We start from the raw sequence: 25087 nt of genomic DNA, 5'->3' as shown, positions 1-25087 counted from the left end.
GCCTGTGACATCCGATGGCCGCATGGCCATCAGTGGCCGCCTTCGGAGGCGCCGAACATCGTCTTGGCGTACTGGATGCCGATGCCGTAGCCACCGCCGTGGGTCCTGGCGATGCCGGTGGTCAGGCCATACGTGGCCTCCCGCGCCCAGTCGCGCTGCAGCTCGAGCAGATACTGCACGCTGGTCATCGGAACCGCACCGGCCTGGACCATCCGCTGCACCGCACGCACGTGCGCCTCGTCGGACACATCACCGCAGGCATCGGTGATGACGTACGTCTGGAAGCCCTGGTCGATCGCCGACAGGACGGGACCCACGATGCACACGCTGGTCCACAGCCCCGCGATCACCAGTCGCTCCCTCTCGAACGCGTTGATCTGGGCAATCACCTGCTGGTCTTCCCAGGCATTCATGGTGGTGCGGTCGTAGACCTTCGCGCCAGGAAACGCCTCGGTGATCTCCGGGAACAACGGCCCCGAGAAGCTCTTCTCCGCCACCGTGGTCAGCAGGGTCGGCACGCGGAAGCCGGCGGCGGCCTTGGAGATGAGCGCCGTGTTGTTGCGCAGCAACGCGATGTCGATGGAACGTGTCGCGAAGGCCATCTGCGACTGGTGATCGACCAGGAGCAGGGCATGGTCGGTGGGCGACAGCAGGCCCTGTCCGGGCGTGGGAGTGGCTTTGGGAATCATGGCGTTGTTCCTGTCTGGCTTGGGGTTATGCCAGACAAACTAGAGCACCAGGACATGATGGAAAACACCCAGAAGCGCGTGAAACAGCTCACCCGAAAGGGGGAGCGGAGGCTCACCTGCTCCTGCGGGGTGACAGGGTGATGACACGTCTTCCGCCCCCAATACCCACAGGTGCAGCGCGGTCATATCGAGGATAAGGTAGCCCGGCCTCCCCATTTCGGGGGAGGCCAACGACGTCGATGACGGGTATCCAGTGAGGGCCCTGAGTCATGAGCTCCACGACCCCGCCCATCCGCATCCTGATTGCCGACGACCATCCGCTGCTACGCGAAGGGCTCAGCAGCATGATCGCCGGACAACCCGACCTGACGCTGGTCGCCGAGGCGGAGAACGGAGACCAGGCCGTTCGGGCCTTTCGCGAGCACCGGCCAGACATCACGCTGATGGACGTGCAGATGCCCTCCATGAACGGCATCGATGCGATCACCGCGATCCGCGCCGAGTCTCCCCATGCGAGGATCATCGTCTTGACGACCTACAAGGGCGACATGCAGGCGCTGCGCGCCATCAAGGCCGGCGCCTCCGGGTATCTGCTCAAGAGCATGTTGCGCAAGGAGCTGGTGGAGACCATCCGCAGCGTGCATGCGGGCCGCCGCCGCATCGCCGCGGACATCGCCACCGAGATGGCCGAGCACGTGGCGGACGACGAGCTGACGGCACGGGAATGTGACGTCCTGCGCCTCGTTGCTGTCGGCGGCTCCAACAAGGAAGTCGCCGCCCGGATGGGCATCTCCGAGGAGACGGTCAAGACGCACATGAAGAACGTCATGACCAAGCTCGGAGCCAGGGACAGGACGCATGCGGTGGTGGTTGCGCTGAAGCGGGGCATCATCGATATCTGAGGGCCGCACCTGCCATCACCCGAAAGAGGGGGCCTGCCGCCACCCGACAGCGGAATGTGCGCGCACGTCCAGGTGGCTACCGTCGGCCCGCTTCGACACCTACCCCCGAAGCGGGAGCTGACGATGGGCACGTTCACGACGAAGGATGCAACGCAGATTTATTACAAGGACTGGGGCACGGGTCAGCCGGTGGTGTTCAGCCACGGCTGGCCGCTCAACTCCGACAATTGGGAGGACCCGATGCTCTTCCTGGCCTCCCATGGCTACCGCTGCATCGCGCATGACCGCCGTGGGCACGGCCGCTCGAGCCAGCCCTGGAACGGCAACGACATGGACACCTACGCCGACGACCTCGCGGAGCTCATCGAGGCGCTGGACCTGAAGAAGGCCGTGCTGGTGGGCTTCTCCACGGGAGGCGGCGAGGTCGCCCGCTACATCGCCCGCCATGGCACGAAGCGCGTGGCCAAGGCCGTGCTGGTGGGGGCGGTGCCGCCGCTCATGCTGAAGACCGAGACCAACCCCGGGGGCCTTCCCATGGAGGTCTTCGATGGTATCCGGGCCGGCGTCCTCGCCGACCGCTCGCAGTTCTTCAAGGACCTCACCACGCCCTTCTACGGGGCCAACCGGCCCGGCGCCAAGCTCTCGCAGGGCGTGCGCGACGCGTTCTGGCTCGCGGGAATGCAGGCCGGCTTCAAGAACGCCATCGACTGCATCAAGGCGTTCTCCGAGACGGACCAGACGAAGGATCTGGAAAGCTTCGACGTGCCGACGCTCATCATCCATGGCGACGACGATCAGATCGTCCCCATCGGCGCGTCGGCCCACCGCTCGGCGAAGCTCGTCAAGGGCTCCACGCTGAAGGTCTATCCCGGTGCGCCGCACGGTCTCGGCAGCACGCACAAGGACCAGCTCAACGCCGACCTGCTGGCCTTCTTGAAGTCCTGAGCCGACGGTGCCGTGGGGCTCCGGGACGTGCCATCCTCGGAGCCCCTCCTGCCGGTAGGGCACGCGCGGCAGCACCCGCTCCACCAGGATGCCATCCGGGATGCCGAGCGGGAGGAGGCCCGCCGTCGCCGCGAGGAGGAGGAGCGACGCGAAGCCGAGCGCCTGCGCCAGGAGGAGGAGCGGCGGCGGCGAGAGGAAGAAGAGAGTCGCCGGAGGGAGACCGCCCGGCCCCGGAGTACCAGCTCGTCCTGGAGCAGCAGCGACGACGATGGGGGTTCGTCGTCGGGCAGCGGCTCGGGTTTCCTCAGCTCCAGCTGGTGACTCGCGGCGCGGGGTTCAGGCCTCGCGATACGCCGTCCCCGGTACGTCCGGCCCCGCCGAGCGTTCTGCTGGCCTGGGAGGGCGCGCCGCGACAGGGACGCGGGCCCTGCCTCCCAGGGGAGCAGGGATGCGACGCAGAGAGCCACGCGCCGAGCAGGCGCCCGCCGACGGATTCTGGGTGACGCCGGAGGTGCCCGGCCTGGAGCTGCAGCGGGCGGCGTACACGCGGTGGGCCTTCCCCAAGCACTCCCACGATGTCTTCTCCCTGTGCGCCTATGACGCCGGTGCGGAGGCATTGCACCTGCAGGGCCAACGGGTGGTGGCATCGGCGGGCAGCCTGCTGGCGGTGGCCCCCGGAGAGATGCACGAGGGCCGCGCCGCGGACAGCGGTGTCGGGTGGGCCTACCGCATCCTCTACATTCCACCCGCGCTGCTCACCCGCGCCGCCGAGGAGGCCGGCGCACCGGCGGGGACCCTGCCCGGCTTCGCCGCTCCCGTGCTCGAGGACTCGCGGCTCCTGGGCTCCTTCACCGCCACCTTCGAGGCCCTGAAGGACGGCGCGGCGGCGCGGCTGGAGCGCGAGGAGCGGCTGCTCGGGTTGCTGGTGGCGCTGCTGCGGCGCCATGCGGGCGTGGGACGGCGGGGCCGGCGGACTCCGGCGTGCACTCCGGGCGTGCGGCGGGCGCGGGCGCTGCTGGAGGAGGACGTCACGCGCAACGTGTCGCTCGAGGAGCTGGCTCGCGCGGCCCGCCTCAGCCCCTGGCACCTGGTGCGTGCGTTCCACCAGCAGCTCGGGCAGACGCCCCAGGTGTACCAGCGCGCCCTGCGGCTGCGGCGCGCCCAGGAGCTGCTGGCCGGGCCGCTGCCCATGGCCGAGGTGGCGCTGGCCTCCGGCTTCACGGACCAGAGCCACCTCATCAAGCACTTCGGGCGCACGCTGGGGGTGACGCCCGGCGCCTACCGGGCCGCGGTGCGCTCCGGGCTCGAGGCCCAGCGCAAGCACGTACAATACGGCGCGCCCGCGCCTCTCTAGCTTGGAGCCCTCAACACTCAGGAGGGTTCACCATGAGAGGCCAGTTCATCGCGGTGGCAGTGCTCGCCGGACTGCTCGCGGGTTGCGCGGCAGAGGAGCCCACGTCCACGCAAGTGCCGGCGGAACCGGACTCCGCCATGGCGGAGACGCAGCAGGAGGAAGGCGAGCTGGGAGCGCAGTGGGGGGGCCACAAGGCGGTCGTCCTCCCGCCTCGGGCGCGCGTGCACGGCCGCAGCATCACCGAGTGGACGAAGGAGTGGTACCGCTGGCACTTCCGCGTGCCGGCCGACCGCAGCCCCATGCTCCTCCTGGAGCAGGACTGCGGCGAGCTGCAGGACGACCCGGTCTTCTTCGTGCCCACCTATGACCTGGACACCACGTACCAGCGCACCTGCCGCGTCCCGAGACACAAGCCCGTGCTGCTGCCGCTGTGGGTCATCATCAACGACTTCCCCTGCCCCGACCCGGACTTCAAGCCGGCGCCGGGCCAGACGCTCGAGGACTTCCTGCGCACGGGCGCCATCGACTTCAACAACGGCACGCAGGACCTGCGCGTCACCATCAACGGCCGGAGCGTCGACACCCGCCGGCACCGCCACACCAGCGGGCTCTTCACCTTCGACACCGACCCCAGCCTCGTCGGGAAGATTCCCGACCCCTGCCTCACCGGCGGCGAGCAGCAGGGCGTGACGGATGGCTGGTGGCTGATGCTGCTGCTTCCCCCGGGCGAGCACGTCGTGAACGTGCAGGCGCTGGCGCCCTTCGGCAGCCCCATCGACTTCACGTACACGCTGCGGGTGGAGCGGTAGCAGGCCCGCTGAAGGGCACCACGTATCGGCGGGCTGGCAGCCATCTGGTAGTACATGAAGAAGGCGGGTGCCCGTCTCTTCCGGGCACCCGCCAGGGGCTTCAACGAGGGACGCCGGGCGTTACGGGCAGTCCGACGGCCTGGCGAAGGACTGGGTGATGACCGGCTTCGTCACACCCTTCACGCGCTGGAGGGTCGCCTTCGCGCCGACGCCCACGCCGTACTTCGCGAACGCGTCCCACACCAGGCAGCGGTGCGCGTTGCCGGCATTGGCCACCGACTGGAGGATGCCGTCGCGCATGTGCTCGTAGTACGGGCCGGCCGGCGTGTAGTTCATGCCGTCGACCAGGTAGTTCAGCAGCGTGTCCTTGGAGACGCCCGCCGCCTGGAAGTTGAGCCACAGCTGCCAGCCGATGGCGCCGTACACCTCGCCGTCGAAGTGGACGCCGGTGCCCGCCACGTCGCCGTAGGTGCGCGGGTAGTGGGTGTACGGCGCGCTGCGGATGCCCAGGTCGCTCGAGCCCGAGTACTCGGCGACGCGGTCGTTGTCGTTGATGATGATGGCCAGCACGTCGCTCATGCCCTCGCCGATGGCGCCGGAGATGGGGCCGCTCATCGAGCCGATCATGCGCCAGGTCAGGCCGTGCCCGTACTCGTGGAAGACGATGTCGGAGTCCACCGACGAGTCACGCTGCAGCGGCGCGGCCGGCGACTTGCGGACGGTGCCGTTGACACCGGTGACCGAGCGAAGCGTGGCACCGGTGGCCTGGCCGACAAAGACGGAGGGAATGGTGATGGTGGTGTCCGCGCCACCCATCGTCATCACACCGTCGCCCTGGTTGTTGGCGACAATGGCGGCCGTGGCCCCCGCGAGCTGCGCGTTCTTCACCTTCACCGAGAAGCCGCAGACACCCCGGTCCATGAGCGCGATCTTCCCGGTGAGCGAGCCCGACGGAATGGACTCGCAGCCGTCGGAGGTCGTCCCCACCCCATCGTTGACGAGCACGATGTCGCCGGAGATGCCGGTGGTGGTGAGCGCCGGGCCGAACTCACCGTCGCCCTGCGCCACGTAGGTGCCGGCGATGGACGTCGGCGTCTGCACGTAGACCTGGTGGGTGCCCACGCCGGTCCAGAGGTACATCTGCATGCGCGGGTTCGAGCCGTCGGCCGGCGTCGAGAAGTTCGCGTTGTCGGTGCCGCTGCCGTCCTGCGCCTCGGCGTCCACGGAGTCGCTGCCCAGGCCTCCCTTGCTGAAGTTGTTCTCCTGGAAGTTCAGCGCTGCCTCATTGAAGCCATGGCGGTAGAGCCTGTCGTGGATGACATTGTTCAGGTAGAACAGGTTCTGCACGGTCACATTGCGGTTGGCGTCGGTCGTCGGGGCAACGGACTGGTTCGCGACGGTGAGGAAGTCACCGTTGGTCACCGAGGTGCCGCCCGAGTCCGGGGCATTGTTGGCGTCCACGTCCAGGTAGGCGCGCACGTTGTTGCCGGCAATCAGCCGCGTGGTGAGCCCGGAGCTGTTGAGCCAGCCGATGGGCGACTCGAGGTTGCCCGTGCCCGGACCGGCCACGATGGCCTGCGGCGTCTTCATCGGGTCGTTCGTGAAGACGTTGTACCGGTCGTTGGCGGTGCGTGACTCGCTGGAGAGCACCCTGCCCTCGCCGCTGACCAGCGTGTGCGTAAGCTGGTTCGTCTTGGCGGTCCAGGTCTCGACCAGGAAGCCCGTCCGGAGCGCTCCGCTGGCCGCCGCGTAGGCGACGCGCTCGACCGTGGGGCCGCGATGGAAGAAGGCGCCCCCCGCGAAGGAGACCGTGTTTCCGTCGCGAGCCTGCTCGGCCGGCTGCGTGTCTCGCAGCTCCGGGTAGAGGTTGCGCAGCGCGGCGCCGACCGCGTCCGACTCGGACACGCGCGCCGAGGCCACGGCGCCCACCTGGGACGTGCCGTCGATGAGGTGGATCAGCTCACCCTGCTCGTTCACCGCCGCCTTGGCATAGGCGCCGTGGACGCGCAGGCCTCCTACGTACTGCTCGTAGCGCACATGGGTGATGAGCCCCTGCCGCGCCTCTGTCGCACGCAGGGAGCCGACGGTGGCGTCGGAGCCCCCGCGCGCGCGCAGGAACCCGGCCACCACCGCGCTCGCGCTGGAGCGCGAGGGGGCCGTGAGGGCGCGCCCCGACTGGTACACCCGCGCACGAACCTCCGCGAGCTCATCGCTCGGCGCGGGGGCCGCGAACACCACACTCGAAGACGCCACGAGTCCGAAAACCGCTCTCCGCAGATGCATCCGATCTCCCGATGTGTATGACGTGGAGCTCCAGCAGCCGAAGACCGCACCCCGGAACCCCGAGGGCGCGGTGTGTCGCGCGAAGGCGGGGTCGCCTCCGCGTGTCGGGTTGTCGCCGTGCGACGCGCCCGCAGGTGCGTCGCGCGGCGGCTTTTGGATGACTGCGGGCGGAGTAGTTCGATCACATCAGGTGCGAATTGTTCAAAGTCGTTGTGCTCTGGTGTCCAGGCCCACCCATCAGCTCCGGAAGCGAGACGGGATTCGACACCCCATTTCCGTGCTGGAGTCGCGGCTCCGAGGCGCCTGTGCCGCGCTCCAAGGCGGAGTGCCGATATCCCCCTGGGAGAAGGACGTTCTCCACCGCGACCTGGCTGTGGAAGGAGCGGAATGTACATGCGTCATGTCCTGCTGTGGCTGTGGGTGCTCGCGGCGGGGTGCGCGAGGAATGCGCGCCCCTCGGAGGGGCCCGCCGCCGCAGCAGCCCCCAAGCCCGAGGAGCTGTCCGCGCCCCACTACGAGCACATCTTCATGCTGCCGGTGGAGCGGGCGCTGGCCGAGGCCACGAAGCTCCTGAAGGACGAGGGCTGGGTGCTGCAGCCCATGGAGGACCCCAAGTACCTGCTGACCGCCTGGAGGACCGCGGAGCTGGGCAGGGCCGGGTGGGGCTGGAAGAGCGATGGCGACAGCATCCGCTACCTGGTGGCCGGCGAGCCCATGGGCCACCGGCAGTCCATCATCCGCATCTTCCGGATGAAGCGGACCTTCTTCAGCAATGACGCCGAGGTCCTCTACGACAAGTCGGGAGAGATTGTTCAGAAGCACATGCTGATGACGCAGTTCGAGCAGCGCCTGCGTCAGCGCGGTGCGCCTCGCGACCTCGCCACCAACCCGATGCAGGACACGATGGCCGGGGCCGAGGGCAGCAACCTCGTCATCAACGACGCGGCGCCCTGGATGGAGACCGAGGGCCAGGCCTTCGGCACCCGGGACCTGAAGCTGGAGCAGCAGCTGCTGCTGCGCATCGAGCAGCGTCCCGCGCTGGAGACGCTCACCGGCACCCTGCCCCTCACCCGGAATGACACCTTCGCCCGGGACCCGTCCTTCTACCTCAAGCGCTGGCGGCAGCCGCCCCAAGAGGCCTGCACCCGGACCGTGAGCGGCTTCCAGCCGCTGCTGCGCGCCGGGGCCACGGTGCTCATCGGCGAGCAGCCCGGCACCTGGGAGGCGCCCCGCGCCGTGGGCGACCTGGCCTGCGACGCCGGGGCTACCGGGCTGGCCGTCACCGTGGGTGTCTCCATCTCGCAGACAGAGCAGCAGCGCATCGACGCGTACCTGGCGAGCTCCGGAGGCCCGAGTGACCAGGACGCGCTGCTCAAGGGAAACTTCTGGCGCAAGGTGCAGCAGGACGGCCGTGGCAGCCGGGCGGTGATGGACCTCATCGACCGGATGCGAGCGATGCGCGCGGCCGGGCACAAGGTCTCCGTGGTGGCCTTCGACACGGACATGAGCCAGGGCAGCGTGCGCGACGAGAAGATGGCCAGGCTGCTGCTGGCCCAGCGCGCCGCGCGGCCCGACGACGTCTTCCTGGTGCTGGCCGGCAACGCGCACACCCGTCTCGAGGCGGACTGGAATGACGACTTCGTCCCCATGTCCAAGCACCTGGCCCAGGCGGACCCGGCCGTGAAGGTGCTGGAGCTGGGTCATGCCCAGGGCCGGCGGTGGGGCTGTGACCTGACGCCGGACAACGCGGTGGAGTGCGACATCCTGGGCATCACCCCGGATCCCCGCGTCACGGGGCCCACGGCGGGCGTGCCCGCCATCCGGCTGCTGGAGGAGCCCGACGACGAGGGGTTCCACGGCTTCCTCGACGTGGGGGCGCTGTCCGCGTCCCTGCCGGCCATCGCCCTGCGCGGGCACGAGCCGCAGCCCGAGCCCGTCATGCCTCCCGGAGTCCCCGCGCCGGGTCCCACGCAGCGGGTCTACACGCTGGCGAGCACGGAGCGGGCTCGCGCCCCGCGCGTCGTCAACCCGGCGCCCTCCAGTCCCGCGCCTGCGGGTGGCACGCCGCCTGCCGACATGAAGGCGCAGTGACACGAGCGGGCCGTGACCACTCCCCCGCTCAGTCCAGGCCCGCCGTCACGCGCGCCACCAGCCAGAAGGTCCCCCTGACGATGTTGCCGGGCTGCAGCCGGGGTGTCTTCTCGTCGGCCGCCGCGAGCACGTCGTACACACCGCCGTAGGTCCGCACGAGGGCGTGCTGGAACGGCTGGCCGGTGACGCCGTTGGTGCGCACGTCCGCGGCCTCGACATGCCCGGTGAAGTGGGCCCGGGGCGCGACGGGCGGAGGGGGGCCGTCCTTCTTCATGAGCGCGGCGGGATTGGGGATGAAGAACTGCGAGCCCAACTGCGCCTTGCCCGGCTTGCGCGAAGCCTCGTAGGCCTCCTTGTCCGGCCAGGCCTGCAGCGACTCGGCGAAGGCGCACGGTGCCAGCTCCAGCGCCGCGCCGGCCTGGACGCGCTCGCGCACCAGCACGAGGTCCGCGAGCGTCGTGGCGAACGGATAGAGGACGTGGCCCTCGGAGTCGACCACCTCGGCCTCGAGCAGGTCGCAGAAGCGGCAGCTCTTGTCGGCGGCGAAGCCGGTGGCGCGCACCCGCAGACGCGACTCCGCCCGGAAGCCCGGGGTGGAGCACTCCACCTTGCCCTCCCGGGTGAAGACGAAGCCGTAGCTGGCACCCGACGCGTCGGACCACAGCTTCAGCTCATGGCCGGGCGTCGTGCCCGCGGTCGTGGTGTGCTCCAGCAGGGAGTCCAGGACGCGTGCGAAGGACGCCCTGTCAGTCGCGTGGATTCCGATGCAGGCCAGGTGGTTTGCCATCCACCCAAGCCTACTGCTTCGCCGCGCCGCGCTGGGGGGCGGGTTGCGTCCCGCGGCCCCCCGCGGAGTGAATCAGAGCTTCCCGGCGGCCCGGATGGCGTTCTCGTAGCCCTTCTCGAAGCTCGGGGCGTCCGGCTGATTGTCATGGAACGAGTCGTCGGGGCCGTACTCCTTGTACGCCTGCTTCAGCCCGGCGACGAGCGCGTCCCGGGTCTTCACCTCACTCAGCGAGTTCACCTCACCCGGGGCGAAGCGTTGGAGGACGACCTGCAAGGCCATGCTCGGGTCCTCCGCGCCCCTGCCGACGTCGTTGAGGAAGTCGACGACCTGGCTGGGTGCCAGCTTGAGCTGGTCCGCGGTTTTCTTCAGCCCGTCGAGCTGCGCGAGGGACTCCTTGGTGTACAGGAGGGAGGGGTACTTCTTGGCGAGCGCCTGGACGTCCTTGGGGGGAAGCTTCAGGTCCTGGGTCAACTTATGGACCACCTCTCCATCCGCGTCGAGGAGGGTGCGCTCCAGGTCTGGGTCGTTCAGCACGGAGTGGAGGTACTCGGCCCGCTTGTCCTTGAACGCCTTCTCCTTCTCCGCGGACTTCTCTTCACCCGAGATGATGCTCGCGGCGACCTCACCGACCGCGTTGATGCCGGCGCCGAGGCCACCCACGAGGGCTCCGGCCGGCGCCGTCAGCGGAAAAGCCTCCAGGGCTCCACCCACGATACCGAGGACGTCCCCGGCCAGGGCGACGGCATGGCCCGGGTTGCCCTCGCCGGAGGCGAGCTTGTTCGCGTTGACCCAGGCGGAAGCCGAGTTCGCGAGCAGCGCGAGCCCCGGGGTGATCCTGGCCACGAAGTCAGCGGACCTGGCGAGCTTCCCGGCCTTCGAGTACTTCTCCGCGTCGACGAGGCTCTGGGCAGCCCCCGCGAAGAGCTCAGCAGTGCCCTGCCCCGCCTTGGTGAACTCCTTGATGGCTTCCGAGATGGCTTCCGACGTGCTGGAGTCGAGCTTCGAGTCACCAATCTGGACGCTCCAGGCGACGAGCGAAGCCTTCATCAGCCCCTTGGCGATGGGACTCTGGCCCTTGAACTCGTCGGCCAGGTTCTGGAGGAGGGTCTGCCGCTTCTCCGGGGGCAACGACATGTCGGTGAGGCCTTGCATGAACTTCGCCGCGCCGCCCTGGAGGTCGAACATGGGCTTGCCGATGTCGTCCGCGACGCCCTTGATCCCCCCGAGCTCGTCGAGCTTCTTCTGGAACGCGGCGATGGCGCCCTTCGGGTCCTTGGGGTCCTCCGCGATGTACTGGGAGATTCCATTCGAAATCGCCGGCTCGGTGATGTCCTTGTCGAAATCCTTGAACCCCTCGAAGGCCTTCGCGAGTGCCGGGTCCTTCTTGATGTCGATGGAGAAGTCCAGGGCCGTCTTGGCGGCGCCCGAGTTGGCGATGGCCTGGAGTGACTTGTAGAGGTCCTTGGCGCCGCTGGGATTGGTGGCGGCGCTCTTGAGGATGCCTTCCTTGTGCTTCTCGAGCGTGGCCGCCAGGTCCTTGGTCGCCTGGGCCTCGGCGTCGAAGATGGCCTGGTTCCCGGGTTCGCTCTTGAACTTCTTGACGAGCTTCTGCTGCTGGGCCGGGGTGAGCGCCGTGCCGAAGCCGGACAGGAGCCTCTGCAACTCCTCTTGCTTCTCATGGACCTTCGCGTGCGTGGCGTCGAAGCGGGCCTTGGCGCTGCGAATCTCTGTTCCAGCGACCCGGGGGCCGGCCCAGCCAGGGTGCATCTCCTGGACGATGCTCTTCCAGGGCTCGCTCTTCTGGGCCAGGGCGCCAATCTCCTGGTCGGTGATGATGCCCTTGGCCTTCGCGGCGTCGAGGGCCATCAAGACATGTTTGCGGACCTCGCCCGCTCCAATGGCCTTGGAGGAGTACTCGCCCTTGTCATTCTTGTCGAAGAGGCTGCTGTCGAGCGGGTTGCCGCTCTTGGAGAGGCGCGGGTCGACGAGCTCCTCGAGGATGCCGTCCTCCTTCGCGGACTTGACGAGCTGGGCGAGGTACTCGGGGTCGTGCTGCTTCTCCTTCACGAGCTCGGTGAACAGGCTGTTGGGTTCAGCCCCGCTGGCGCGGCCCTTGATGACACCGTCGTAGTCCTTGGCGGCCTGTTCCGCCGAAGACGGGGGCTTCTCATCCGCCACCATCATCTTCTGCAACCCGGCGGGGACCCTGGCCCTGGCCAGGGCCTCGGCCCGCTCGGGCGAGCCTGGAGGCGTGTCGAGGATGTTCTTGACGTGTCGGGCGGAGAGGCTGCCGGCTTCCTGGTAGTGCGGCTCGGCCTTCTTGAAGGCCTCCATCGACTCGTAGGACTTGTTCGTCGTCGGATCGAGGATCTGCTCGCCCTGCCGGATGACGACGTGGCCTGACTCGCCCTCCGTGCCGGAGCGCGTGTCCTCGAGGAAGACCATCTCCGAGCGCGCACGAAGCTCCGGGGTGGCCTTGTTGGCCCAGTCGGCGGCAACGTCCAGGCAGTTCACCTGTCCATCCCTGGCGTCCTCCGTGAGCAGCGACGTGGCCGGAGTCTCGGCCCCCAGGCGCTTGTCGAACTGCTCGTTGCGGGGCATGCCCTCGAACGCCGTGTTGGCCTTGCGAGCGGCCTCCGCGGCCTGCTGGGCCTGGGCTTCTGCCGCCTTGCGAGCGGCCTCCGCGGCCCTGCGAGCGGCCTCCGCCGCCGCGCGCCGTGCCTCCTCGGCGGCGCGCCGTGCCGCTTCCTGCTCACTGGTGCCGTTGCTCCGACTGCCACTCGCGGGTCCGACGCTCATGGGTGCTGCTCCTGGGGCTGGAGGACTGACTATCGACATCCCCAGGAGCAAGGACCGGGCCTGCGGCAAAGGTGCGAAAGGGCGAGAGGTGCTTCCCCGGCTTGTAGGCTGCGGACTACGACGCGCGTGGAAGCTGATGGCCCCAGCCCGCGGCGAGCGCGGGCCCCCTTCCGTCAGTGCTTCAGGGGAAGAGCGACGTCGCGAGTCTCGCGGTGCGCGCACGCTGCGGGTGGTCACCGACAGGGATGCGGGCCACCTCCGCCTCGGTTGCGTAGGAGATGACCGACACGGTGTCGTCCCCGGCCACCGAGACGAAGCAGTAGTTTCCGTCGGCGCTGGTCGTGGCCCAGTAGGTCCTCGCGCCAAGCGGGTGGACGGTGTAGCGGAACGTCTCGCGTGAGACGATGGCCGCGTAGTTGGACATCGTGCCGGCCACGCAGAGCTTCGTCCCATCGCCGCTCATCGCGAGGCCGTGGTGGGCGGAGTCGAGGATGTACTGGTCGCGGCGCAGCTGCTGGGTCTCCGGGGGAACCGGCAGGTGGGCAATCCGCATCACCCGATCCTGCTCCAGGTCGTACTCCACGAAGCCGTGGAAGAACGACACCTGGAAGTAGACGAACCGCTCGTCGGGGGACAGGGCCATCGGCCGGACCGCCGCGCTCATGTCGGGCATCCCCAGCTCGCCGAGCTTCTGGCGCATGTTCAGCGTCCGGAGGACCCGCAGCGTGCGTGCATCGACAATCCGGAAGATGCGCTCACCCTTGGTGCCGTCCAGCTCCGGGGTGTCGAGTGCCGTGTAGACGGTGCCGATGCTGGCATGGAAGATCTTGCTGCCGTCGCGGGAGTAGTTGTTCTCGTGCGGGTTGTCCCCCGAGGGGAAGTTCCCGACGATGCTCCCAGTGGCCGTGTCGATGATCTCCACGCGATTCGCCGTCGACGCCGAGACGGCGAGCCGGGTGCCATCCGGCGAGATGGCCATGTGGTCGGCGCGGTTGCCGCTGACCCGCGTCCGCCAGCGGATGTTGTTGGTGGTCAGGTCGATGGCAACGACGTCCGCGAAGCTGGGGCGCGAGACGAAGATGACCTTCCCGTCCTTCGAGGCGAACATGTCATCCACGAGCTGATCGTGGCCCTCGCCCACCTGCTCGCGGATGAACAGGAAGTACGTCAGGCGCACCGGATCCAGCGAGATCTCCAGCATCCGCTGGCTCCGGTCCGGCACCACGTTGATGCGGCGCAGCCGCTGGTAGGTCCGCACGTCGATGATGTCGGCGGTCCCGTCCCAGTTGTTACCGACCAGCAGGACCTCGCGCATCGACGATGGCGTCTGGGCGGCGGCACTGAACGAAACCAACACCGCTACGGCGGCACACAACGAAACGACGCGAGCACACCATTGACTCATGCTCGCTCCCACTTGCCGGATACCCACAGTCTGACCTCCTCAGGACGGGTAGGCGTTGCAGTTTGAATCGCAACGAAGTTGCACTACCAAGTCCCACCGCGACATCGCCCCCACCGAAGGGAGGGGGGTTCGCAGGAGGAGTCCAGGTCGAACGCGGATGACGGATTTTCGCAATCCGATTGTACTAGCGCGCGGCACGGAATGCGGCGGGCGGGGTCCCAGGCCCATCGGCGGAAACGGGCGGCGGAAGGTGGCCGCGCTGGGGCGCCACCGCCCGCGCCTTCAGACTGGGGCGGTGTCCTGGTCGCGCGTCACTCCGCCCTGCCCTTCGCGTCCTGCCAACGCTGGCCCGAGCTGTAGTTGGCGGGAATCCATCGGTAGTGCCTCCCCTCCGCGCCGAGCCGGCCCAGTCCGGGAAAAGGCATGTGCGCCAGGCCGATCAAGTCACCCCGCCCCGCTGCGTCCGCGAACACCCGGGCGCGCTGGGCCGCCGCCGCACGGGCATCGACGTCGTAGGCGACCGTCACCGCGGGCTCGCGCAGCTGCACCGAGCCGAAGTGCATGAGGTCGCCCCACAGGACCAGCCGCTGCCCCCGGCTCTCGACGAGGTAGGCGCTGTGGCCCGGCGTATGCCCCGGGGTCGGCATGGCCCGGATGCCCTGGACGATGGCGTCCCCGTTTCCGAACGTCTTCAGCTTCCCCGCGCCCTGGTACGGCGCCACCATGGCCCGCGCCTCCTCGAAGTACTTCGGGTCCACCTCTCCCCTCGCCTTGTGCTCGCGCCCCAGCCAGAAGTCCGCCTCGCGCGAGTGCACCTGGAGAATGGCGTTGGGGAACGCCCGGCGCGCGCCGGACATGAGCCCACCGGAGTGGTCGCTATGGATGTGCGTGAGCAGCACCACGTCGATCTGCTCGGGCTGGTAGCCCGCGTCCCGGAGGCTCTGCTGGAGCCGGCCGCCCACGTCGGGGCCGAAGAAGCCTCCCACGCCCGTGTCGACGAGCACCAGCGCCGTGCCGGTGTTGATGAGGAACGCGTTGATGGACAGCTCGACCGGATCCTCGAGGTGGTCTCGCGCGAGCAGCTCCTCGACCCGCTCCGGCGTCGTGTGCGTCGCCACCTCGCTCACGGTCTGGGGGACGGTGCCGTCGGACAGCGCGGTGATCTCGAAGTCGCCGAGCATCATCCGGTAGAAGCCAGGTGCCTGGGTTCGCACCTGGGGCGCGGCCGCCTGGACGGCGGACGGAAGCAGTGGAGCGACGGCCAGCACCAGCAGGGTGAGGGCGCGCGAGACAGCGAGGAAGACACCGCGGGGAAGAGGTCTTTTCATGGGCGATGAGATAGCGCCAGGCCTTCCCTGGGATAAACAGGCGCTCGTCACACGCTCCGTTTCACCCCTGAAACAATGAGGTGGAGGTTGGACAGGTTCACGGCGATGGAAGCCTTCGTCCGCGTGGTGGAGAGCGGCACCTTCACCAAGGCGGCCGACGCGCTGGGCCGCCCGAAGGCGGCGGTGACCCGGCTGATTCAACAACTCGAGGCACAGCTGCGCGTGAAGCTGCTGCACCGCACCACGCGCCGCGTGACGGTCACCCCGGAGGGCATGACCTACTACCAGCAGGCCTTGCGCCTGCTGGGAGAGGTGCGAGAGCTGGAGGCCACGCTGGCCCAGACGCGGAGCGGCCCCCGGGGGCGCCTGCGGGTGGAGTCGAGTGGGACGATTTCCCGGCTGCTTCTCGTCCCCGCGCTGCCGTCGTTCTACGCGCGCTACCCACAGATGCACATCGAGCTGGGGGTGACCGACCGCCCCGTGGACCTCCTCGCGGAGAACGTCGACTGCGCCATTCGCGGAGGCGGCGTGAAGGACGACTCCCTGGTGGCACGGCACCTCGGTGACCTCTGCTATCTGGCGTGCGCGTCGCCGCGGTACCTCGAGCGTCACGGAGTGCCACGCCACCCGAAGGAACTGGCAGGCGCGTCGCACGCGGTGGTCAGCTACTTCTCGTCGCTGAGTGGCAAGGAGCTCCCCTTCGTCTTCCTCCGCGATGGCCAGCGGCTCGAGGTCCTGGGCCGCAGCCAGCTCACGCTCAACGAAACCAACGCGTACCTGGCCGCCGGGCTCGCGGGCCTGGGCGTCATGATTGCCCCTCGCTTCGTGTTGGAGCCGCACCTGGCCCAGGGCGAGCTGGTGCCAGTGCTGGAGGGATGGCAGCCCGAACCCCGTCCCCTGTTCCTGGTCTACCCGCCCTCGCGGCAGCCAGGCGTCGGGTTGCGGGTCTTCATCGACTGGACGATGGAGCTGTTCGCGAGTCGGCCGAGCCTGTGGCGTCGTGACGGGTAGCCCTTTCGCCCCTCACCCGCGCCAACGCTCGACCTCCAGGACCTCCTGTACCTTTGACGGATTCCGCTCTAGAGAGCAGGCGTCGCATCAACGAGGTGGGGATCATGAAGCAGTTCGTAGTCCTTTTCTGTCTGGCCACTGCGGGCTGTGCCACGACCCAGCGGCCGGCTGCCGCCGAGCGCTGGCTTCTGACGGGCGCGCGGCTCTATGTGGCTCCCGACGCGCCGCCCCTGGACAACGCCTGGGTGGTCGTGAGCGGCGGGAAGATTGAAGCCGTCGGTTCCGCGTCGGAGGCTCCGCCGACCGGGCTCCGCCGTGCGGATGCCTGCAGCGGCGGCGTCATCATGGCCGGCTTCCAGAACAGTCACGTTCACTTCACGGACCCTGCATTCGCCGGGGCCGCCGGCCGGTCGCGCGAGGAGCTCCAGTCCCCCCTGAGCCAGCTGACCACGCGCTTCGGCTTCACGACGGTCGTCGATACCGGGTCCGAACCCGCGAACACCGCGGCCCTCCGCCAGCGCATCGAGCGTGGCGAGCTGCAGGGGCCGGCCATCCTCACCGTCGGAGCCCCGCTGTATCCGGAGAACGGCATTCCGTTCTACCTGCGCGATCTGCCGCCCGCGCTGCTGCAGCAGCTTGCGCAACCCGCGACGGCGGACGAGGCCCGTGCCATCGTCCGCTCGAGCTTCGAGAACGGCGCGAACGGAAGCAAGGTGTTCGTCGCCACGCCGCAGGGGCGTGGTAAAATCCGGCGCATGTCCGCGGACGTCGCGAGCGCCGTGGTGGCCGAGACCCACCGGTTGGGGGGCCTCGTGATGGCACACCCCACCGATCCCGAGGGTGTGAGCGCCGCCGTGCAGGCCGGTGTCGACATCATCGTGCACACGACCATCGATCCGCCGAAGTCCACGTGGAGCGCCGAGCTCGTCGGCCAGCTGGTCGCGCGCAACGTCTCCGTGGTCCCGACGCTGCAGCTCTGGGGATACGAGCTCGCCAAGGCAACCGTTCCTACCGACGTGCGCGAGCGCATCGTAGCGGACGCCCAACGGCAGCTCGCGGCGTTCTCGAGCGCCGGGGGGCAGGTGTTGTTCGGCACGGATGCCGGGTACATGACCGACCTCGATCCGACGCAGGAATACGTCCTCATGGAGCAAGCCGGCCTGACGCCGATGCAGCTCCTCGCGTCACTGACCACCGCCCCCGCGTCGCGCTGGAGCGCCGCCGAGCGCCGGGGCCGCGTCAAGCCGGGCTTCGACGCCGACCTCGTGGTGCTGGCCGGCGATCCCGCCACGGATGTCCGGCGGTTCACCGACGTGAAGTGCACGATTCGAGCGGGCAAGGAGCTCTTCGTCCGTTCGCCGTGAGCCGCTCCCGGTGTCCCCGCCGTCAGCCGTTGTCGCGGCGGGACACCATCCGCCGGAGCACGAGGCCGTGGCGAGAGCCGACTTCAGGTCGCGCTGGCCAGCGTCGTGGCCGGTGCGTTATCACGCCGCATGGCTCCCAAACCCCAGCCCTACACCACCCTCTCCGGCGCGCGGTTTCAACCCCTGGCACGCGAGCTTGGCTTGGAGCGCTACAACCTGCTCGAAGTCAGCGACGACTCGGTCGACTACGAGGACCTGTTCGGCGGCCTCGAGGTCGACTTCGTGGTCCACGAGGGCACGCTCACGCTGAGCGGACCGGCCTACGTTCGCAATGAAGACCCGCTGGTGTGTGTCATCGAAGGCGACCTGATCGTCGACGGCCCGCTGGTCATCCGCGACGACGTCTACGTGCCGCTGTGGATCAAGGGCTCGCTGAGCGCCCGTGATCTCGTGCTCAGTAACGACGCCCAGGTGTTCATCGAGGGCGACCTCAAGCTGACGGGCAACCTCGTCACATACGGCACGGACGCGGCCCACCTGGTCGTCCACGGAGAGGCGCAGGTCGGCGCCTGGCTGCGGCCTGGTCAGCGCGGCGCGATCTACCTCCCGGAATCGGTGCCCGATCCACTCGAGGGCGACGCCCTCCTGGCGCGGCTCGCCCCCACGCTCGACCCGCGCAAGAACCTCCCACTGGCCTTGTGCGAGCACGTGCTGGCGGGCCAGCCGCTGCTGCGCGACTGACGCGCACGGAGCGGCTTCCAAAGAGCACTCACTGCGTCTTGTCAGACCGACCCTTCACCCGTCTGTCCGTGGCGATCCAGTTCACCTCCCAGGTCTTGCCCCCATCGTCGGAGAACGCCTGCTCGAAGCGGCATGAGTCCGGGGTCATGTCCGAGATGACGAAGCGAACGAAGATGGCCCGGCCATCCAGGGTCTCCTGCGCATAGAACTCCCCCCGCCCATCCTTGAAGCCGCCAATCGAAGGGGGCGTCAGCGTGCCGCCGGCACTGCTGGCGAAGTTGAGGCTCCACTGGCGGGACTCGGGGTTGTAGAGGCGCAGCGACAACCCCTCGATGCGACCCGCCGGGCCACGGACATCGAGCTCCACCAGGTTGGCGCGTCCGTCCCAGACTTTTCGGACGACCGTCGTTCCCTCGTATTCGACCCAGTCATTGGAGCCGGTCAAAGGACGAAGGCGGCGCTTCAGACGGGTCGTCCAGGTGCCAATCTCCCAGTCGAAATCACTCTGCCCATCCCGCTTCTCGGGCTGTGAAGCGTGGGGTTTCGCTGCGCCGGCCGGCTGCTGTGCGCTCGCTTGAAGAGGTTGCAAGGCGATGGCCAGGATGGACAGCAGGAGAGACGTTCGAAGAAGTCGGGGCGTGTTCATGGGGGCCCCATGCTCGATGCGGCATGGCACTGTCGCAATAGCCACTACAGCCATGCCCCCCATTGCCACTTCCTGCTCGACGCTGAGACATCGGCCTCTCCGCGGCACTCCTCGCCGGCTTCACCAGTCCGGATCGCCCCACACCTGATTGCCCTCGCGGTCGAACAACCTGTGTCCCTCGCGCGCGACGCCATCTTTGAAAGCATCGGGAGCGAAGGACTCGAAGGCGGGGGCAATGACGAGGCGCCCGTCGGTGCCGACGTAGCCATACCGCTTGGGACAGTTCACCCACTGGAAGCCAGGATGCTCGGGCACCCGGTCCAGGGTACAGCTCCCGAATGAGACCGCCGCGAGCCCCTGCATGAAGGGCTCCGCGAAGGTGAAGTGGTAAGGCGTCGTCTCCTTGCCCTGCTTGTCGATGAACGCATACTTGCAATCGCAGAAGCGCTGAGTGGGCATGGCGCGGGACGACTGCTCCCGTCCCTGGGAGTCGACGATGCTGAGGCGTTGCGCGTACTCGACCCACTTTCCCCGCGCGACCGGAGCAAGCCCCTCCGAGTAGCCAGGCGTGGTGACGTAGCGCTTGCCGGTGAGCGGCTTTCCCTCAGGACTGATGAAGAAGGCCCCGCGCCCATCCATGACGACGGCCGCTCCCTCATGGAACGGCTCCGCCTTGTCGTAGGCCACGGGGGTGACGAGCTTCCCCTTCTCGTCGGCAAGGCCGTACTCGTTCCCCGCCTTCATGATCAGCCGCCGCTCCCCCGCCATGACGGGCGGGTCGGCGCTGAAGGCCATCACCTGCTTCCCCGTCGTGTCGATCATCAGCAACCCGTAGCCCAGCCCCACGGGGTGGAGGACGGTCCTGCCTTCGGAGAAGCCCTCCCCACAGGCCCAGCCCTTGGGAAGCGCGGGCCGCCGCTGGCCCTTGGCGTCGATGAGGAAGGCCCCGCTGCTGTCCTCCATGACGCAGGCGAAGCCGCCCAGGAAGGAGCTGGCACTGCTGTAGCGCGCGGGGATGACCCACTCGCCCTTCTTGTCGATGAAGCCCCAGCCCTCGTGCGTCTGGACGGCCGCCAGGCCCTCGGTGAACTCCCTGGCGTCCTTGAACGCCGGCTCGATGACCGTCGCGAAGGCGCGGTCGACGTAGCCGATGCGCCGCTGCTCGTCCCGCACCACCGTGTGCGTGGCGAGCCCTTCCGAGAACCGGCCCAGGGCCCCCTCGACCGGCATGCCCATGCGCTGGCCCGTGAGGTCCACCACGCCGTGACGACAGTCAGGCGTTCCGTCCTCGGCCGGGCGGCAGAGCGGCACCAGCCCCTCCGAGAAATCGCCGGTATGGTTTCCCTCGAGGGTGAAGACGACCTTCCCCGTCTTGTCGACGTACTGCGTTTCCGCCGTCCCCCGGTGGAGGCGCGCGAGCCCCTGCCGGAACGGCCCGGCCCCCGAGACGGCCGCGTCCAGGGCCACCACGAGCTGGCCCGTCGTGTCGATGTAGCCCTTGCGCTCGCCCTCCTCGACGTACGCCAGGCCCTCCGAGAAGTCCTCCGCGGCCCGGAAATGGCGGCCCCCGAACGCGGGGACCCCGTCTGGAGTGATGAAGCTGAACACGCCTTCCGCCGTGTGCTCCCAGGCGCGGGCGAACCCATGGCGGAAGGGCCAGATCCTGTTCACCCGGGTGACCAGGACGGGAGTGCCCTGCTTGTTGATGACCCGATGGCGACCCTCCGCGAAGCGCACGTTCGCCAGGCCACCGCGGAAGGGCTCGGCGTCGCGGAACGGCCCGAGGACCGCCTTGCACTGCGTGTCGACGTAGCGCCAGCTCTCGTCGGCCGCCTGCACCCGGAAGAGCCCCTCCGTGGCATCGCGGACGTCCGTGCACTCGAGCTGGCAGCGCTCCTTCCCCGTCCGGTCGATGAGGGCGCAGCGGCCCTGCCGCCCGGTGAGCGCGAGCCCCTCGGAGAACTCCGTCGCCAGCGTATAGGGGCCCGCGAGGACGAGCCGACCCGTCGTGTCGACGTACTGCATGCACTCGTTCCCGGACATGTCACAGCCGTGGCTGGTCACGCGGAGGAGCGGCAGGTCCGCCGGCTCCCCGGGCTTGCACAGGTCGATGGTGCTCCCGCCCCTCCGGGCACGCAGACAGGGAGCCGTGGTGCCCTTCAGCTTCTCTTGAAGGCGCAGGAACAGCTCGAAGCGGGCGGCCCTGGCGAGCAGCTCGGGCCCCCGTGCTTCGTCCGCCGCGGAGAGGACGCCCAGGCTGGCGGCCTTGAGCCTGGGCAGATACGCGACGGCCTGCCGGGTCTCCAGGTCCATGACGCAGACGTAGGCACGGAAGGAGCCGGGAGCGTTCGCCTTCGCCGTGGCGCCCTCCCCCGTCGCGCCCCCCGGAAGGACCGCGCGGGGCACCTCCACGGACACCGGCTCGGCAGTGCTGCCGAAAATGAGGGCCACGTAGCGCAACCGGTCCAACGACTCGAAGACGGTCCGGGCCTCGCGCCCGCTCGGCTTCTTCCCGTCAGCCAGGCTGCCCGCGTCCAGCAGCTTCTCGACGTCCGAGATGACCCGAGGGGTCGTCATGATCCTGAAAGGCACCTCACGCCCCGGGGCGCGGTCGGCCTCGTAGTCCTCCGCATGAACGGCGATGGCATTCACCCGCGCACGCTTCTCGGGGGCCTCGTCCTCGTCGGCGAACACGAGCGGGGTCGCCGGAGCAACGGGCAACTGGTTGCACGAGTCCTTCGCCTCGACGAGAGCGCGCAGGCGGTCGAGCTTCTCGCGCGAGGGAACACGGTGCCTGTCGATGACGGACTCGGCGCTCGGGCCACAGCCCGCGCACAGGGCGGTGACGAGGAGCGAACTCAGGATGAAGCGCTGCATGGACCTTCTTCTCGGCGAGGGAGCTGGGAGATGATCGTATCGGGAGCCCGCCCACGTCCGCGACCGGGCGACCTTGACGGCCAGTTCCAGACGCCCCTCTCGACCACCGCGCCGTTCACGGGTCCTGGGACACCACGGGCAACGCCCTGAAGGCATTCACCCGCACCGTTCACCTTGAGTGAACCCATTGGCGCCTAAATAGAAACCTGCCCGGGTCTGGTTGGACATCATGGCCCGGCATGCACTCCCCGAACACCCAGGAAGCCACGTCGCCAAGGACAGGTCCGCAAGGGTCTGCCCGCTTCGTGGGAGCCGTGCTCCTGGCCTCGCTGGGCGCCTGCGCCCGTCCCTCGGGCCCGCCCTCGCCTGCCGCCCCGGATGCCGCCGTCGTCTCGCGGCCCGAGCCCGTCCTGGACGCCTCGGTGGCCGCGCCAGCGGTCGAGGTCCGGCTCGCGGTCCGCAAGCCCCTGCGCCTGTCGGCCTCGGGACTCACCGGCGGCCTCGTCGTCACGCTGACGCACCCGGGCACCACCCCGGTGGACGTCGTCCACCCGGACGTCCACGGGCTGCGCTTCGTCGACACGACGACGGGCGCCACGCACACCGTCCTGCACCCGTGTGACTGCGCCTTCGTGCTGGGGCTCGACCCGTATCCGGAGTCCCGCCGCCTGCGCCTCACTCCCGGCACGTCCACGGAGGTCCTCCTCGACACGTGGGACTGTGGCGGCGGCCCCTTCCGGCTGCCGCCACCGGGGCGCTACCGCGTGAGCTGGCGCCTCGCCGCTCCCGCCGTGACGGATGGCCTGGGCATGCAGCGGCTGGAGGAGCGCTGCCAGGAAGTCCTCCGCCGTGACGACGTGTGGACGGCCGCGCCCGAGTCCAACGCCGTGGAGCTCGAAATCTCGAAAGAAACCTCAAGGAGCCGCAAATGACCAAGGTCCGTGACCGCCAGAACGATGTCCTCTTCGTCGGGATGAACAAGTACGCCGCCAGCGAGGCGAAGCCCCTGAACACCCAGGGCACGCAGGTGACGCTCATCCAGGACGGGAAGAAGGACGACACCATCACCGTCGGCGCCGGCAAGGCGAAGAAGACCTTCGACCTGACCTCCGCGGCGGGCCGCAAGGACTTCGTGGCCACGCTGGGCCTGCCGGCGGCGCAGTCGGCGAAGCTCGAGAAGATTCTCGACGACGCCGGCCCCGACGCACGCGACGAGATGGCGCAGATTGCCCAGGTCTGGGCCGAGGGCGAGAAGGGCGGCAAGGTGCCCGGCCGGCTGGTGCTCTCCGGACACAGCGCGGGCGGCTCCATCTGGGGCGGCGAGGATGGCTTCACCAACGGCTCGCTGCGGCGCAACGTGCTCACGGACCTCGCCAAGGCGATGCCGAAGGCGGCGGCCCAGGTGCAGGACGTGGCCATCTCCGCCTGCTACTGCGGCGGCGAGGACTCCATCATGAAGTGGAAGGAGGGCTTCCCCAACGCCAAGACGGTGCTCGCCTACCACGACAAGTCACCGAGCGGCGCCGACGGCGGCTCCACGTCGCACCTGCAGCGCTGGGAGAAGGCGACGCGCGGGGACGTGGACGCGCTCAAGCCCAAGCAGTTCGACGGGCTGACCAAGGCGAAGAATGTCGCCACCTGGAGCGTGAAGCACGGCTACCTCACGCCGGGCGCGCCGGAGAAGTCCGAGGTCGTCCGCCAGCGCATCACCGACTTCCAGTCGCAGTACGCGAAGTACTTCTCTGGCGAGACGCCTCCGCCCACCTCCGAGCCCAACCCGCTGCGCAACCACTACCGCGACCTGCAGGACCTCGCGGGCCGCTCGGACGTCCCCGCGGACGAGAAGGCGAAGCTCGAGGGCCAGATTGCCCAGACCATCCGCCTCATCAAGTACGAGGGCGTGAAGGGCACCTTCCAGAGCACCCACGGCGCGGACCTCAAGGCGGGCTTCGAGGCCGTGGGCCTCAAGGCGCCCGACGTGTCGAAGCTCAGCCGCAAGGACGCGATGGCGCAGCTCGCGGCCCTGGAGAAGGCGGCCTCCGGCAAGACGGCCGTCCCGCCCGAGACGAGCAAGGCGCTCGACCTGCTCCGCAAGGGCCTGCGGGACCTGGAGCCGGCGGTCATCCCCGACAACTGGATTCGCTGAGGCGAGGCTCGCAACTTCACCGCTGACGTCAGCCCAACCCGTAGAGTGAGCGCGTGGCAACTCGGACTCGATGCAACAACTGTGGCGCTCCCTTCCTGAAGGACCTCAGCGAGGAGCCGGTGTGTGGACATTGCGGCGCTGCGCGGCCGATTCCCTGGCTGCCGCAGCGCTCCGCGCCCACGGGCCGTCCCCATCCCACCCCGGCCCAGCAGAGCGGCACGCTCGCGTTCATCGTCCTCGGGGCCGTCATCACGATGGGCCTCGCGGGCATCGTGGCGTTCATGCTGGTGAGCGACGCCCCTGCGCCGGCCAGGCCCGCTCCCGCCCCGCGGCCCGTGCCCCAGGCGACACGTCCTCCCGCGCCCCCGGAACCGGAGCGCCCCGTGCCTCCGCCGGTGGTGCAGACGCCCGTCCCACCGCCCCCGGTGGCAAAGCCCGTCCCGCGCAAGCCCCAGACGAACGAGGAATGGGGCGCCCAGCAGCTGGCGAAGCGTCTGAGGAAGTACGACTTCTGTGGCCGCGAGGCCATCCTACGCAACCAGGACATTCCGCGTCGCTACAAGCTGCGCGCGAAGTTTGGCGCTGACGGCCAGGGCATGAAGGGTCGGGTGGAGCCCGCGCCGGTGGCGATGCTGAACCCCTGCATCAGCAACAACACGAGCTACATCTACCTGGGCAAGCCCCCACAGCCTCGGGAGTTCGTGGTGGAGGTCACCCTGTCGTTCTCGCACCTTCGTCCCACGGGCAAGCCGGAGACCCACGACAGCCAGTGGAACATCCGCGACGACGACCCGTACTGAGCTTTCTCGCTGTCCTGACTGTCCACCGAACGCTTCCCTGCCTGTCTGCTCTGTCCCTGGAATTTCGGAGTGGGTCAGTGACACCCTGGCCCCGCTTCATCCTCCAGTTA

At 68.9% G+C, this 25087-nt stretch carries 19 protein-coding genes; 11 read left to right on the top strand and 8 right to left on the bottom strand.

The window, feature by feature from the left end; genetic code table 11:
* Positions 1-29 precede the first annotated feature (29 nt).
* Entirely contained in the window at positions 30-689 is a 660-nt protein-coding gene (locus LXT23_RS31630; RefSeq protein WP_253984097.1) for a hydrolase, read from the bottom strand.
* 269 nt (positions 690-958) lie between these two features.
* Between LXT23_RS31630 and LXT23_RS31625 the strand changes: the two genes are divergently transcribed.
* The 4 genes from LXT23_RS31625 to LXT23_RS31610 all read left to right on the top strand — a co-directional run bounded on the left by LXT23_RS31625 (position 959) and on the right by LXT23_RS31610 (position 4699).
* The gene (locus LXT23_RS31625; protein WP_253984096.1) at positions 959-1591 is read left to right on the top strand and encodes a response regulator; all 633 of its coding nucleotides are present in this window, start codon (positions 959-961) and stop codon (positions 1589-1591) included.
* A gap of 123 nt (positions 1592-1714) precedes the next feature.
* Positions 1715-2536 carry an alpha/beta fold hydrolase gene (locus tag LXT23_RS31620; RefSeq protein ID WP_253984095.1) on the top strand — a complete coding sequence of 274 codons (822 nt, stop codon included), beginning with the start codon at positions 1715-1717 and terminating at the stop codon, positions 2534-2536.
* Positions 2537-2984: 448 nt separating this feature from the next.
* Positions 2985-3890: an AraC family transcriptional regulator gene (locus LXT23_RS31615; RefSeq protein ID WP_253984094.1), complete on the top strand. Its 906-nt coding sequence runs from the start codon at positions 2985-2987 to the stop codon at positions 3888-3890.
* Positions 3891-3922: 32 nt separating this feature from the next.
* Positions 3923-4699, top strand: coding sequence for a hypothetical protein (locus LXT23_RS31610; RefSeq protein WP_253984093.1), 777 nt, complete (start codon positions 3923-3925; stop codon positions 4697-4699).
* A 120-nt stretch (positions 4700-4819) separates the two neighbouring features.
* Here the strand turns inward: LXT23_RS31610 and LXT23_RS31605 are convergent, their stop codons facing one another.
* Entirely contained in the window at positions 4820-6952 is a 2133-nt protein-coding gene (locus tag LXT23_RS31605; RefSeq protein WP_253984092.1) for a M36 family metallopeptidase, read from the bottom strand.
* A gap of 423 nt (positions 6953-7375) precedes the next feature.
* On the opposite strand from LXT23_RS31605, the gene LXT23_RS31600 reads away from it, so the two are divergent.
* Entirely contained in the window at positions 7376-9073 is a 1698-nt protein-coding gene (locus tag LXT23_RS31600) for a hypothetical protein (protein ID WP_253984091.1), read from the top strand.
* 28 nt (positions 9074-9101) lie between these two features.
* On the opposite strand, the gene LXT23_RS31595 is transcribed toward LXT23_RS31600, so the two are convergent.
* The 4 genes from LXT23_RS31595 to LXT23_RS31580 all read right to left on the bottom strand — a co-directional run bounded on the left by LXT23_RS31595 (position 9102) and on the right by LXT23_RS31580 (position 15392).
* The gene (locus tag LXT23_RS31595) at positions 9102-9860 is read right to left on the bottom strand and encodes a hypothetical protein (protein WP_253984090.1); all 759 of its coding nucleotides are present in this window, start codon (positions 9858-9860) and stop codon (positions 9102-9104) included.
* Positions 9861-9932: 72 nt separating this feature from the next.
* Complete coding sequence (locus LXT23_RS31590) at positions 9933-12659, bottom strand: hypothetical protein (RefSeq protein ID WP_253984089.1); 2727 nt, start codon at positions 12657-12659, stop codon at positions 9933-9935.
* A gap of 181 nt (positions 12660-12840) precedes the next feature.
* Entirely contained in the window at positions 12841-13974 is a 1134-nt protein-coding gene (locus LXT23_RS31585) for a YncE family protein (RefSeq protein ID WP_253984088.1), read from the bottom strand.
* A gap of 401 nt (positions 13975-14375) precedes the next feature.
* Complete coding sequence (locus LXT23_RS31580) at positions 14376-15392, bottom strand: MBL fold metallo-hydrolase (RefSeq protein ID WP_253984087.1); 1017 nt, start codon at positions 15390-15392, stop codon at positions 14376-14378.
* Between the two features lie 105 nt (positions 15393-15497).
* Between LXT23_RS31580 and LXT23_RS31575 the strand changes: the two genes are divergently transcribed.
* From LXT23_RS31575 to LXT23_RS31565, 3 genes are all read left to right on the top strand, one after another.
* Positions 15498-16403 (top strand): LysR family transcriptional regulator, encoded by a 906-nt coding sequence (locus LXT23_RS31575; RefSeq protein ID WP_253984086.1) that lies wholly within the window; start codon positions 15498-15500, stop codon positions 16401-16403.
* 104 nt (positions 16404-16507) lie between these two features.
* Positions 16508-17767 (top strand): amidohydrolase family protein, encoded by a 1260-nt coding sequence (locus tag LXT23_RS31570; RefSeq protein ID WP_253984085.1) that lies wholly within the window; start codon positions 16508-16510, stop codon positions 17765-17767.
* Between the two features lie 201 nt (positions 17768-17968).
* A complete protein-coding gene (locus tag LXT23_RS31565) occupies positions 17969-18508 on the top strand; it encodes a hypothetical protein (protein WP_253984084.1) in 540 nt (179 codons plus the stop codon).
* 28 nt (positions 18509-18536) lie between these two features.
* Here LXT23_RS31565 and LXT23_RS31560 read toward each other — a convergent pair whose 3' ends face one another.
* Together LXT23_RS31560 and LXT23_RS50195 are read right to left on the bottom strand one after the other, a co-directional pair.
* Positions 18537-19154 carry a hypothetical protein gene (locus tag LXT23_RS31560; RefSeq protein ID WP_253984083.1) on the bottom strand — a complete coding sequence of 206 codons (618 nt, stop codon included), beginning with the start codon at positions 19152-19154 and terminating at the stop codon, positions 18537-18539.
* 120 nt (positions 19155-19274) lie between these two features.
* Positions 19275-22031 (bottom strand): WG repeat-containing protein, encoded by a 2757-nt coding sequence (locus LXT23_RS50195; protein WP_267146725.1) that lies wholly within the window; start codon positions 22029-22031, stop codon positions 19275-19277.
* 305 nt (positions 22032-22336) lie between these two features.
* Between LXT23_RS50195 and LXT23_RS31550 the strand changes: the two genes are divergently transcribed.
* The 3 genes from LXT23_RS31550 to LXT23_RS31540 are packed head-to-tail and all read left to right on the top strand — an operon-like array spanning position 22337 to position 24977.
* Complete coding sequence (locus tag LXT23_RS31550) at positions 22337-22963, top strand: hypothetical protein (protein WP_253984082.1); 627 nt, start codon at positions 22337-22339, stop codon at positions 22961-22963.
* Entirely contained in the window at positions 22960-24177 is a 1218-nt protein-coding gene (locus LXT23_RS31545; RefSeq protein ID WP_253984081.1) for a hypothetical protein, read from the top strand. Before LXT23_RS31550 ends, LXT23_RS31545 begins: the two co-directional genes overlap by 4 nt.
* A 53-nt stretch (positions 24178-24230) precedes the next feature.
* Positions 24231-24977: a hypothetical protein gene (locus LXT23_RS31540; protein ID WP_253984080.1), complete on the top strand. Its 747-nt coding sequence runs from the start codon at positions 24231-24233 to the stop codon at positions 24975-24977.
* The last annotated feature ends 110 nt before the right edge of the window (positions 24978-25087 follow it).

Source organism: Pyxidicoccus xibeiensis (assembly GCF_024198175.1).
Taxonomy (GTDB): Bacteria; Myxococcota; Myxococcia; order Myxococcales; family Myxococcaceae; genus Myxococcus; species Myxococcus xibeiensis.
Note: the sequence above shows the minus strand (reverse complement) of the source record. Positions and strands in the feature narration are given on the sequence as shown.

Excerpts from the sequence above, each read along its gene's own strand:
- LXT23_RS31630 (WP_253984097.1), bottom strand. The coding sequence starts at position 689 with ATGATTCCCAAAGCCACTCCCACGCCCGGACAGGGCCTGCTGTCGCCC.
- LXT23_RS31625 (WP_253984096.1), top strand. The coding sequence starts at position 959 with ATGAGCTCCACGACCCCGCCCATCCGCATCCTGATTGCCGACGACCAT.
- LXT23_RS31620 (WP_253984095.1), top strand. The coding sequence starts at position 1,715 with ATGGGCACGTTCACGACGAAGGATGCAACGCAGATTTATTACAAGGAC.
- LXT23_RS31615 (WP_253984094.1), top strand. The coding sequence starts at position 2,985 with ATGCGACGCAGAGAGCCACGCGCCGAGCAGGCGCCCGCCGACGGATTC.
- LXT23_RS31610 (WP_253984093.1), top strand. The coding sequence starts at position 3,923 with ATGAGAGGCCAGTTCATCGCGGTGGCAGTGCTCGCCGGACTGCTCGCG.
- LXT23_RS31600 (WP_253984091.1), top strand. The coding sequence starts at position 7,376 with ATGCGTCATGTCCTGCTGTGGCTGTGGGTGCTCGCGGCGGGGTGCGCG.
- LXT23_RS31595 (WP_253984090.1), bottom strand. The coding sequence starts at position 9,860 with ATGGCAAACCACCTGGCCTGCATCGGAATCCACGCGACTGACAGGGCG.
- LXT23_RS31590 (WP_253984089.1), bottom strand. The coding sequence starts at position 12,659 with ATGAGCGTCGGACCCGCGAGTGGCAGTCGGAGCAACGGCACCAGTGAG.
- LXT23_RS31585 (WP_253984088.1), bottom strand. The coding sequence starts at position 13,974 with ATGCGCGAGGTCCTGCTGGTCGGTAACAACTGGGACGGGACCGCCGAC.
- LXT23_RS31580 (WP_253984087.1), bottom strand. The coding sequence starts at position 15,392 with ATGAAAAGACCTCTTCCCCGCGGTGTCTTCCTCGCTGTCTCGCGCGCC.
- LXT23_RS31575 (WP_253984086.1), top strand. The coding sequence starts at position 15,498 with ATGGAAGCCTTCGTCCGCGTGGTGGAGAGCGGCACCTTCACCAAGGCG.
- LXT23_RS31570 (WP_253984085.1), top strand. The coding sequence starts at position 16,508 with ATGAAGCAGTTCGTAGTCCTTTTCTGTCTGGCCACTGCGGGCTGTGCC.
- LXT23_RS31560 (WP_253984083.1), bottom strand. The coding sequence starts at position 19,154 with ATGAACACGCCCCGACTTCTTCGAACGTCTCTCCTGCTGTCCATCCTG.
- LXT23_RS50195 (WP_267146725.1), bottom strand. The coding sequence starts at position 22,031 with ATGCAGCGCTTCATCCTGAGTTCGCTCCTCGTCACCGCCCTGTGCGCG.
- LXT23_RS31545 (WP_253984081.1), top strand. The coding sequence starts at position 22,960 with ATGACCAAGGTCCGTGACCGCCAGAACGATGTCCTCTTCGTCGGGATG.